This is a genomic window from Bacillus bruguierae, assembly GCF_037104725.1.
Taxonomy (GTDB): Bacteria; Bacillota; Bacilli; order Bacillales; family Bacillaceae_G; genus Bacillus_A; species Bacillus_A bruguierae.
This window is the reverse complement of the sequence record NZ_JBAWSX010000015.1, coordinates 89,531-99,535: the sequence shown is the minus strand read 5'-3', so window position 1 is coordinate 99,535 and position 10,005 is coordinate 89,531. Positions and strand designations below refer to the sequence as shown.

At 38.8% G+C, this 10,005-nt stretch carries 10 protein-coding genes, 13 tRNA genes and 1 rRNA gene; 2 read left to right on the top strand and 22 right to left on the bottom strand.

The features are described from left to right. From WAZ07_RS20675 to WAZ07_RS20605, 15 genes are all read right to left on the bottom strand, one after another. Positions 1-124 (bottom strand): 16S ribosomal RNA (locus WAZ07_RS20675); the annotation flags it as partial. Positions 125-196: 72 nt separating this feature from the next. Continuing rightward, positions 197-267, bottom strand: a tRNA-Gly gene (locus WAZ07_RS20670). A 1-nt stretch (position 268) separates the two neighbouring features. Beyond that, positions 269-345 (bottom strand) — tRNA-Pro (locus tag WAZ07_RS20665). Between the two features lie 4 nt (positions 346-349). Then, positions 350-426, bottom strand: a tRNA-Arg gene (locus WAZ07_RS20660). Between the two features lie 84 nt (positions 427-510). Beyond that, positions 511-596 (bottom strand) — tRNA-Leu (locus WAZ07_RS20655). A 3-nt stretch (positions 597-599) separates the two neighbouring features. Further along, a tRNA-Leu gene (locus WAZ07_RS20650) sits at positions 600-680 on the bottom strand. 14 nt (positions 681-694) lie between these two features. Beyond that, positions 695-770 (bottom strand) — tRNA-Lys (locus WAZ07_RS20645). A gap of 5 nt (positions 771-775) precedes the next feature. Then, a tRNA-Gln gene (locus tag WAZ07_RS20640) sits at positions 776-850 on the bottom strand. 132 nt (positions 851-982) lie between these two features. Further along, positions 983-1,058: transfer RNA gene (locus WAZ07_RS20635), tRNA-Asp, on the bottom strand. A 3-nt stretch (positions 1,059-1,061) separates the two neighbouring features. Next, positions 1,062-1,138 (bottom strand) — tRNA-Met (locus WAZ07_RS20630). Positions 1,139-1,161: 23 nt separating this feature from the next. Then, positions 1,162-1,237, bottom strand: a tRNA-Val gene (locus tag WAZ07_RS20625). Between the two features lie 4 nt (positions 1,238-1,241). Then, positions 1,242-1,316: transfer RNA gene (locus WAZ07_RS20620), tRNA-Glu, on the bottom strand. 7 nt (positions 1,317-1,323) lie between these two features. Continuing rightward, positions 1,324-1,414, bottom strand: a tRNA-Ser gene (locus tag WAZ07_RS20615). 8 nt (positions 1,415-1,422) lie between these two features. Continuing rightward, positions 1,423-1,497, bottom strand: a tRNA-Asn gene (locus WAZ07_RS20610). A gap of 129 nt (positions 1,498-1,626) precedes the next feature. Then, positions 1,627-2,067: a SprT family protein gene (locus WAZ07_RS20605; RefSeq protein WP_336473927.1), complete on the bottom strand. Its 441-nt coding sequence runs from the start codon at positions 2,065-2,067 to the stop codon at positions 1,627-1,629. Between the two features lie 107 nt (positions 2,068-2,174). Here WAZ07_RS20605 and cmpA point away from each other — a divergent pair, with 107 nt between their 5' ends. Then, positions 2,175-2,288 (top strand): cortex morphogenetic protein CmpA, encoded by a 114-nt coding sequence (cmpA, locus tag WAZ07_RS20600; RefSeq protein ID WP_020063275.1) that lies wholly within the window; start codon positions 2,175-2,177, stop codon positions 2,286-2,288. Between the two features lie 91 nt (positions 2,289-2,379). On the opposite strand, the gene WAZ07_RS20595 is transcribed toward cmpA, so the two are convergent. From WAZ07_RS20595 to acpS, 6 genes are all read right to left on the bottom strand, one after another. Then, positions 2,380-4,551, bottom strand: a complete 2,172-nt coding sequence (locus tag WAZ07_RS20595; RefSeq protein WP_336473926.1) for a Tex family protein — start codon at positions 4,549-4,551, stop codon at positions 2,380-2,382. Between the two features lie 66 nt (positions 4,552-4,617). Continuing rightward, positions 4,618-4,968, bottom strand: coding sequence for a type II toxin-antitoxin system endoribonuclease NdoA (ndoA, locus tag WAZ07_RS20590; protein ID WP_020063273.1), 351 nt, complete (start codon positions 4,966-4,968; stop codon positions 4,618-4,620). Positions 4,969-4,972: 4 nt separating this feature from the next. Further along, positions 4,973-5,260 carry an antitoxin EndoAI gene (locus tag WAZ07_RS20585; protein WP_000004571.1) on the bottom strand — a complete coding sequence of 96 codons (288 nt, stop codon included), beginning with the start codon at positions 5,258-5,260 and terminating at the stop codon, positions 4,973-4,975. Between the two features lie 239 nt (positions 5,261-5,499). Beyond that, entirely contained in the window at positions 5,500-6,669 is a 1,170-nt protein-coding gene (gene alr / locus WAZ07_RS20580; RefSeq protein WP_336473925.1) for an alanine racemase, read from the bottom strand. Positions 6,670-6,916: 247 nt separating this feature from the next. Continuing rightward, entirely contained in the window at positions 6,917-7,864 is a 948-nt protein-coding gene (locus WAZ07_RS20575; protein WP_336473936.1) for a LolA family protein, read from the bottom strand. A 156-nt stretch (positions 7,865-8,020) separates the two neighbouring features. Then, positions 8,021-8,380: a holo-ACP synthase gene (gene acpS, locus WAZ07_RS20570; RefSeq protein ID WP_336473924.1), complete on the bottom strand. Its 360-nt coding sequence runs from the start codon at positions 8,378-8,380 to the stop codon at positions 8,021-8,023. 88 nt (positions 8,381-8,468) lie between these two features. On the opposite strand from acpS, the gene WAZ07_RS20565 reads away from it, so the two are divergent. Continuing rightward, on the top strand, positions 8,469-9,038 hold the full coding sequence (locus WAZ07_RS20565; protein ID WP_336473923.1) for a rhomboid family intramembrane serine protease: 570 nt from the start codon (positions 8,469-8,471) through the stop codon (positions 9,036-9,038). Between the two features lie 2 nt (positions 9,039-9,040). Here the strand turns inward: WAZ07_RS20565 and uvsE are convergent, their stop codons facing one another. Further along, positions 9,041-10,003: a UV DNA damage repair endonuclease UvsE gene (gene uvsE, locus WAZ07_RS20560; protein WP_336473922.1), complete on the bottom strand. Its 963-nt coding sequence runs from the start codon at positions 10,001-10,003 to the stop codon at positions 9,041-9,043. Positions 10,004-10,005 lie beyond the last annotated feature (2 nt).

Here is a 10,005-nt window from a genome sequence, read left to right as displayed (position 1 = left end):
TACGTGTTACTCACCCGTCCGCCGCTAACTTCTTAAGAGCAAGCTCTTAATCGGTTCGCTCGACTTGCATGTATTAGGCACGCCGCCAGCGTTCATCCTGAGCCAGGATCAAACTCTCCAATAAAGTTTGTCTAGCATCATAAATAAAAATTGACGTTTCACGTTGTTTGTTTCGTTCAGTTTTCAAAGAACTAAAAGCGGGTGAAGAGAATCGAACTCTCGACCAGAGCTTGGAAGGCTCTTGTTTTACCACTAAACTACACCCGCATGGTCGGGAAGACAGGATTCGAACCTGCGACCCCCTGGTCCCAAACCAGGTGCTCTACCAAGCTGAGCCACTTCCCGTAAATGGCGCGCCCGAGAGGACTCGAACCCCTAACCTTTTGATCCGTAGTCAAACGCTCTATCCAATTGAGCTACGGGCGCTTAATGTATGTTGTTTGTTTTTTGCGACTTTATTAATATACCATGGTGGTAAGATTAATGCAAGCACTTTTTTTATTTCTTTTTTGGTGCGGCCGAGAGGACTTGAACCTCCACGGGGTTGCCCCCACTAGGCCCTCAACCTAGCGCGTCTGCCATTCCGCCACGACCGCATATGCGGGTGAAGGGAGTCGAACCCCCACGCCAAAGGCGCCAGATCCTAAGTCTGGTGCGTCTGCCAATTCCGCCACACCCGCGAAATCAAAATAAATGGTGAGCCATGAAGGACTCGAACCTTCGACCCTCTGATTAAAAGTCAGATGCTCTACCAACTGAGCTAATGGCTCTTAAATGGCTGGGCTAGCTGGATTCGAACCAGCGCATGACGGAGTCAAAGTCCGTTGCCTTACCGCTTGGCTATAGCCCATCGATTTAATCGAATAAATTAACATCTTTGTGGATATCACTTAAATTCGCTTCACAAGATTTTTCAGTGAAGAAATACATTTTATCATACCCTCTAACAAAAAAAACAACTTCCATCTATTAGAAGTTTAAATGGCGGTCCCGACCGGGGTCGAACCGGCGATCTCCTGCGTGACAGGCAGGCATGTTAACCACTACACCACGGGACCATTTGGTTGCGGGGACAGGATTTGAACCTGCGACCTTCGGGTTATGAGCCCGACGAGCTACCAGACTGCTCCACCCCGCGATGATACTATTCATTATTTTATATGGTGGAGGATGACGGGATCGAACCGCCGACCCCCTGCTTGTAAGGCAGGTGCTCTCCCAGCTGAGCTAATCCTCCGAAGTGGTGACCCGTACGGGATTCGAACCCGTGTTACCGCCGTGAAAGGGCGGTGTCTTAACCACTTGACCAACGGGCCAAAATTATGGCAGAGAAGAAGGGATTCGAACCCTCGCACCGCGTAAGCGATCTACTCCCTTAGCAGGGGAGCCCCTTGAGCCACTTGGGTACTTCTCTATATTATATGGCTCCGCAGGTAGGACTCGAACCTACGACCGATCGGTTAACAGCCGATAGCTCTACCACTGAGCTACTGCGGAATAAAAAAGACATTTTTTATCTTATAAAAAATCATTTTACAAGTCAAGCACTTCCTACAATGTCTTGTAGTGAGCTGACATGTTTATAATATACTGGATTGATTTTTAACTGTCAAGGTGTTTTTTTACCTACTTCAAACGCCCTTTACACTTTCCACAAACGTAGCGATTTGTATCCATTCTTCTCCTTCTTATATATTGAAAACCACACGATAAACAAACATATATGTATTGTTTCTTCTCTTTCCTCTCATCGGGGATTCTTTTGCAAAAACGCGGCGCATCTACCTTATTCAACAACTCACGAAAATCCCTATCCCTATGTTGATACCCTTTTCTCATAAGGTGTAAATGATAATGACAAAGCTCATGCTTAATTACTGCAATTAATTCCTTTTCTCCATAAGTTTGATAATAACGATAATTTAATTCTATATTGTGTGTCCCCAATATATACCGTCCGCCTGTCGTACGTAAACGTTTATTAAATGTTGCTTCATGCAAAAAAGGTTTCGCAAAATATTTTATCGATACTTCCTCCACTAATCCCTGAATATCTATTTCACGCATCCTTATCTCTCCTACCCATAAAAATAAATCTACACGTCTTTTTTGTCTCATGCATACATTAAATAGTACATATACCCATCCTCATTCCTGTAAAAGGAGGGATTCATATGCCAGCATGGCTTCGCAAACAAATGCGGCGTGCTTATTATGAAAAAAACCGCTATCAAATTAAATTACTTAACGAATGCTGGTTTTTTTATAAAAAAAAGCAACATCCTTAGTAAACAAAGGGAGCGGACTAACATTCCACTCCCCTTTCATTCAACTAATAGAAAAGTTATTCATAGGCGCGGCACCCAATCATTCATTTTTTCAGCCTTCTGTCGGCAGCATAGATAAGGCGACGCGTCCCTTTTTCATATCAATCTCATCGACCCACACTTTTACAATTTGTCCGACAGAAACAATATCTAATGGGTGTTTTACAAACTGCTTACTCATTTTAGAAATATGAACCAATCCATCTTGCTTCACACCAATATCTACAAAAGCACCAAAATCAACAACATTCCGAACTGTACCTTCCAATTCCATATCGCGTTTTAAATCTTCTAGTTTTAAGATACCTTTTTTAAGAAGCGGCTTTGGTAATTCATCACGTAAGTCTCGCTCTGGACGAATAAGGGCATCAATAATATCGCGCAGCGTAGGTTCGCCAATGTTTATTTGCTCTGATAACGAGGAGATTTCTACTTCCTCTAAACATTTTTGCAAATGAGGTTGTCCAACATCTGTAATAGATAATCCTAAACTTTTCAATAATAACTCCACATTCTTATATTGCTCTGGATGAATACTCGTTCGATCAAGCGGATTCTCACCTTCTACTACACGTAGAAAACCGATACATTGTTCATATGTCTTTGCACCTAAGCGCGGTATATCTTTCAGTTCAGCACGTTTCGTAAACTTCCCGCTCTCTTCACGTTTTTTTACAATGTTTTTCGCAACAGTTTTTGATAAACCAGAAACATATTGCAGCAAGGAAACCGAAGCCGTATTTACGTTCACTCCAACTTGGTTTACAGCTGTTTCAACAACAAACGTTAATGATTCATTCAACCGTTTTTGCGACACATCATGCTGGTATTGTCCCACACCAACAGACTTCGGATCAATCTTCACTAATTCTGCAAGCGGATCTTGCAAACGTCTTCCAATGGAAACTGCACTTCTTTCTTCAACTTGTAAATTAGGAAACTCTTCTCTCGCTAAATCTGATGCAGAATACACACTTGCACCAGCTTCATTGACAATAATATAAAACACATCACGCACAGCCGCCTGTAGTACATCTACTACAAATTCTTCCGTTTCACGAGAAGCCGTACCATTTCCAATTGCAACTACTTCTACTTCATACTTTTCTAAAATTGAAATACATTTCTTTTTCGCTTCTTCATATTTCTGAGCAGGTGGATGCGGATAGATGACATCAATATGAAGCACTTTGCCCGTATCATCTACAACCGCAAGTTTACATCCTGTACGATACGCCGGATCTACAGCTAATACTACTTTCCCTTTCATCGGTGGCTGCAACAATAAATTCCGTAAGTTCTCTGAAAAAATATGAATCGCTTGTTCTTCCGCTATTTCTGTTAACTCTTTACGAATCTCCCTTTCAATAGACGGTTGAATTAAACGCTTATAACCATCTTCAATCGCTTCTTGTACATAAGAAGTACTTGAAGCACATGAATTATGAATTACTTTTTTATGTAAAAATTGAAGAATTTCTTCAACTGGAGGCACAATTGTTATTTTTAAAATTTCTTCTTTTTCACCGCGATTCATAGCCAATATACGATGAGGAACAACCTTTTGCAGCGGCTCTTCATAGCCATAATACATTTCATATACATTTTTTTCGTCTTTTTCTTCATCTTTTACAACTGCTGAAATCGTTCCTTTTCTAAAGGTAGTATTACGAATCCAACTACGATAAGATGCTTCATCGGACACATATTCCGCAACAATGTCTTTTGCACCCTGCAGTGCTTCTTCTGGTGATTGGACTTCTTTTTCCTCATTTACGAACATTTTTGCTTTTTCTAGCACATCATCCTTCGCAAACGTTAATAGCCAATCTGCTAAAGGTTCTAATCCCTTCTCTTTCGCAATTGTCGCTTTTGTTCTTCGTTTTTCTTTATATGGACGATATAAATCCTCCACTTCTTGTAGTTTTGTTGCAGATACAATGTTACGACGCAATTCTTCTGTAAGCTTTCCCTTTTCATGAATTAAACGCAACACTTCTTCTTTACGATTTTCAAGCTGAGTGATATATTGCCATCTTTCTAAAATCGAACGAATTTGCACCTCGTCTAACGAATTTGTCCATTCTTTTCGATAACGAGCAATAAAAGGGACTGTATTACCTTCCTCTGTTAACTCAATAACATGACGAACTTGCTTCTCTGAAAAATTCAATTCTTTCGCTAACATTTTCATTAATTCTTGGCGGTTATCTACCATTTCCATTTGCAACAAAACCTCCTTCAATAATAAAAAAAGTTGCTCTTAAAAGAGAGCAACTTCAACGTTGAACTAAAAATCTATCAGTCCTAGACTAATTTGCAGAGCTTCATCTACACGATTCATCATCAGATCATCTAACTGAGTGATTTTGTCCGTTAAGCGCTGCTTATCGATTGTTCGAATCTGTTCGAGCAAGATAACCGAATCTCTCTCAAATCCATACTTTTTTGCATCGATTTCCACATGGGTGGGCAATTTTGCTTTCTGAATCTGTGCAGTAATGGCCGCCACAATTACAGTAGGACTAAAGCGATTCCCAATGTCATTTTGAATGACAAGAACCGGACGAACGCCTCCTTGCTCAGAACCAACAACTGGGGAAAGGTCTGCAAAATACACGTCGCCGCGTTTTACAATCAAAAGATTACCCCCCGCTAACTAAGCGTTCTACTGTATGAGCTGCTTCATACTCTGCTAAGAAAGCTTCAGATGCAATACCAAGATTGATTTTTCCCATTTCAATGTACCCACGTCTCATTGATTCATGCTGGTAGCGCTTCTTCGTTTTATGTTGGCGCAATAGCAATTGTGTTGCCTGGCAAATAAGTTCATGGCGATTCTTATTCTCTTGTTTTCCAATTCCGTCTAATTCTGTTACCACTTGTTTCGGCAACCGAACAACGATTTCAGTAGTTACACTTGATTCGGACACAAAAATACACCTCCACCGTCAACTACACACACATATATGACACCTATTGTAATAATACCATTGTATAGGGCCTGTTGCAAAGACTTCCTAATGTCTTGTTTTATGTTTTCCAACTTGGAAATAAAACATTCATTTCCCTGTACTTTTCTATGTTATTCTTCTAAAGCGAGTTTCGCAAATTGCCATCTAGTAAAAAACATTGCTATTATAAGCGTACATTTAAACTCCGGAAGCCCCTTTTATATATCACTCAAATAATTTACCACCTCTACAACTTTTCCATTTTTCACATATACACGTGGAATACGAAAACTAATCGTTGCAATCACTTCATAATTAATTGTCCCTAAATACTCTGCAACCTCAGTAGCACTAATATACTGATCGTCTTGTCTTCCAATTATAGTGACTTTTGTCCCAAGCGGTACTTCATACGGCATGTGAAGCATCAGCATATCCATTGTAATTCTCCCCACAATTGGCACTCTTATACCATTTACAAGAACTTTAAGTCCCTGCAACCTACGCAACCAACCATCAGCATATCCAACGGGCAATGTAGCAATCCATTCTTCTTTTTCCGTTCGATAAGTGACGCCATAACTAATACCATCACCTTTTATCACCTGTTTTATATGCATAACCGTTGTATGCCAAGACAATGCCGGTTCAAGCTTAATTGGTAAAAAAGGGCCGATCTGTATAGATGGAGTCAATCCATACATCGCAATTCCTATTCTGACGGCATTAAAAGTAATGCTTTGAAAACGTAAAGTTGTCGCACTATTAGCTGTATGAATAAACTTTGGATTCACTCCAAATTCTTTTAGCCAGCTTAATTGTTCTAAAAAAGTATTATACTGCTTATCAAAGTAAGTTGTTACTACTTCATCAGCTGTTGCAAAATGAGTATAAACTCCTTCAAACTTAAGAAAGGGAGCACCTTGTAGACTCTTTAGAAATTCTTTCAATTCATCTTTTTCACGAATTCCAATTCTCCCCATCCCACTATCGAAGTTAAGATGAAAATGTAATGAATCTGAAGAACACCACACCTTCTTCGCTATTTCTATCCATTCTTTTTGAAATACAGTTAATGTAACATCATTCTCCGCTGCCACATTAACATCTTCTGGACGTGAAGGACCTAATACTAAAATAGGCGATTTAATTCCAGCTCTTCTCAAAACCAAAGCTTCATCTAAAAAAGCAACCGCTAACCTTGTTGCCCCCGCCGCTAATGCTGCACTTGCAACTTGCACTGATCCATGACCATATGCATTTGCTTTCACAACAGCAAAAATCTCTACACCTTTCGGGATAATAGACTTAATACGAGTTAAATTCTCATAAATCGCATCTAAGTTTACCTCGATCCACGTATCACGATAAAATGGCGATTTTTCCATCTAGAAAAAACACTTCCTTTATACGATATGCAAAGCTTATTCTTTTATATTCACTTTTTTCTCACCTTTATTTCATCAGATTACATAAAAATTTTTATCAATAAAGTGAAACTTCCATCAGTGGGGGTTTTTTATCCCCCATCTAGCTTCCTTGTTTCTCTCTGCATCTTGAGTGCCCGTTAAAGCGGGATAAATTAAAACGTGCTAAAAAACGTGGTGTACACTGTAGTCACCACGTCTTAGTTGTTTACTTTACTTGTTTCTGAGTCACAGAGCGTGCTACCATTAATAATTCTTCTTGTTTCAAACCTTTTGATACAAGCATATACTCCGCCCCATTATGTGACCATGTAACAGAATCTTTTGTTAATGCCCCAATAGTGAAACCTAAATCAACAGGCTCCCCGCTTACACTTTGCATAGCAATAGTTGGTGCTACTTTCGCCTTTTCTTGTATTAATGTAAAACTCTTCTTATTACCAGTGTACGTGAGAATGCTACGTTTTCCATTATCTTCATTAAATTCTTTCTCTTCTTTTAAAGTCATGCCTTGTGGTGTATCACTTGGGTACAAAACAGCTAATGGTTTTTCTTGTTGAGCTGCCGTTTGTATATCTACTTGTGCTCTAGACATATTTTGCTTCGTATCAAATGCACCTTTATCAAATTTCGCATCAAACTTTACTTTCGAAAAATCTACTTGCACAAGAACATTTTGATCGTTATCCATCAACTTCACCGAAACAGGCGATAAATCTTTTTTATTAAATGTAATTTGTTGCCTTGGCAACATATTTTGATGATGATAGTTTGTTTTTGTTTCAAACACATAATATTTGTCTGTTTTCTTAAACGAACGGTCCTTATCATTCAAAATATCCCTTACAAGTGATTCATATAAATATGCTTGACTGCTATTTTGCGGCCAATCACTTTGAAAGCGAAAACTTTTATTTAAAGATGGAGTAAGAACAAACACACCTTCATCATTTCGTAAAATAATTTGACTTTGATCTTTCTTTGCGTTTTTTAAATTAACTCGGTAATACGAGGGTTTATTATACCAAACTTCAACATCATACACTTGTGGTTCATTTCCTGTTTTAATCGATAGTTTCGCTTCGGCTTGATAGCTTTTCATGTCTTTTACTCTTTCATTCAAATCTTGCACAACATCTTCTTTCTTCTTCTCCATGCAACCTGCTAACAGAAAAACGGTCAACAAACCGACAATAAACAAAAATAGCCGCCTTTTCATACGTTCAGCCCCTTTGCCTCAATAAGTAAGTGGAAGAAAACCTCTTCCTTAACGCTACTCAAATATATGAGACAAGGAGATGAAATATGCAGACTAGCTTGACGGGCTTTCTAAAACAACCTGCGCTACCGCAAACTCTCGGCTATGGCTAATCGAAAGATGGATAGTATAACTTGTATTCGCAAGCAAAATAGGTTTTCCTCTTTCATCATTCATAATTTCAATATGCAAAAAACTAACCTCTTTTCCAATTCCAGTACCAAGCGCTTTCGAATACGCTTCTTTCGCTGCAAAGCGCCCTGCAACAAATTCACTACGTCTCTTTCCTTTTAACGTGTATGCCACTTGACGCTCATTTTCCGTTAAAATACGCTCTATAAATTTCGGTTGCCCTTCTATCATCTTTTCAATTCTTTCAATTTCAATAATATCGATTCCAACTCCTACAATCATATCCTTCCGTTCCTTCCTTCTATTTTCTCTCTCACTTTCATATTGTAAGAATAACAGACAATACGTTAACAGCAAAAGGAGTGTAAATATGAATACTCCATTAAAATACTCATTTTCTTCTTTCCCTCCGATTACTACGGCACTACTTTTTATACAACTTGTTTTACTATTGGTAGGAAATAAGAGCTTATCTACCGGAATCGCCTGTAACGAGTGTATAGCTGACGGAGAATGGTGGCGACTCATTTCTCCATTATTTGTTCATACAACATTTTCTCATTTCCTATCCAATAGCATCTGCTGCTTTGCGCTTGGATTTTCATTAGAAAAACAACTTCATAGCATTCGATTTTTATTTGTGTTTCTTACGTCTGGAATCACCGGAAATATTGCCTCTTACTTTTTATTTTCGCCCCAATATACTCATACAGGAGCTTCTGGTGCTATTTTCGGACTACTAGGAGTGCAGCTTTACCTATTCTATATGCAATTTCAGCCTACTAGAAGAAAAGAAATTCTTCTCTTTGTTATCATTTTATTTATTCTCCTTGCATTTACATTTCTTGATCCAACAACAAATTCAATTAGCCATCTAGCCGGATTACTTACAGGAGCTTGCTTAGGACCATTATTCATAAAAAAAACAGATGGTGCATAAGCTTATTTCACCCAAAAGCTTGCACCATCTATTATCTCCACTCCCGTCTTACCTATCATATCCCTCATCAACCGTAAGAGAGCTTCGTCTTTTTGTTTCGCTTCTATCATACAGTGAATTTCCGGAACACTTCCTTTTATATATTGCAAAAAAGAAATGAAATAATCAGAATCAATAAAATCGGCATGCGCCCGCGGATCCTTCCCTTCTCGCGGACTCGAAATATGCATTTTAATCGACAAAGGGGATTGCTCCCACGTTTGCACAACACGTTCCCAGTGGGTTTCCCATTCGTCTAAATCATGATTCATCATATGATGATGTAGATCAAAAACTACCGGGATTCCAAGTTTTTCCCCTAAGTATAGCGTCTCTTTTAAAGAAAATGTTGTGTCATCATTTTCTAGCATAATCATCTTTTGAATCCACGCTGGAACAAGCGACCAATTTTCAATAAATTGTTCTAGCGCTTGTTCTTTATCCCCATATGCACCGCCAACATGTAAAACACAACGATGCGTTCTATCGATTCCCATTCCCTGTAGTAACTTCCCATGCATTTTTAATGTTTTTAGGGACTGCTTTAAAATGGGTGGACGCAATGAATTTAAAACAACAAAATGATCTGGATGAAAGTCAATTCGCATTCCTTTTTGTTTTGCGTATTCTCCAATTTTCCGCAAATTTTCTTGCAAAGGCTTTATATAATCCCACCCTAACAATGCCTCATGGTTTGCCAGAGGAATTAATTTCGAACTTAAACGAAAGAATGAAATATCATGTCCATAATTATGCTTTAACAACCGTAAACAATTCTCCAAATTAGAATTAGAAATCCTCTCTAATTTTTTAATTGCCGCTTCTCGGTCTTGTATTCGCTGAAACTGTGTATACGTCATTGTTTGCGAAGGAGAAGCATCCTTGACATGCACACTCATCGCAACATACCCAAGCTTTACAAGCATTC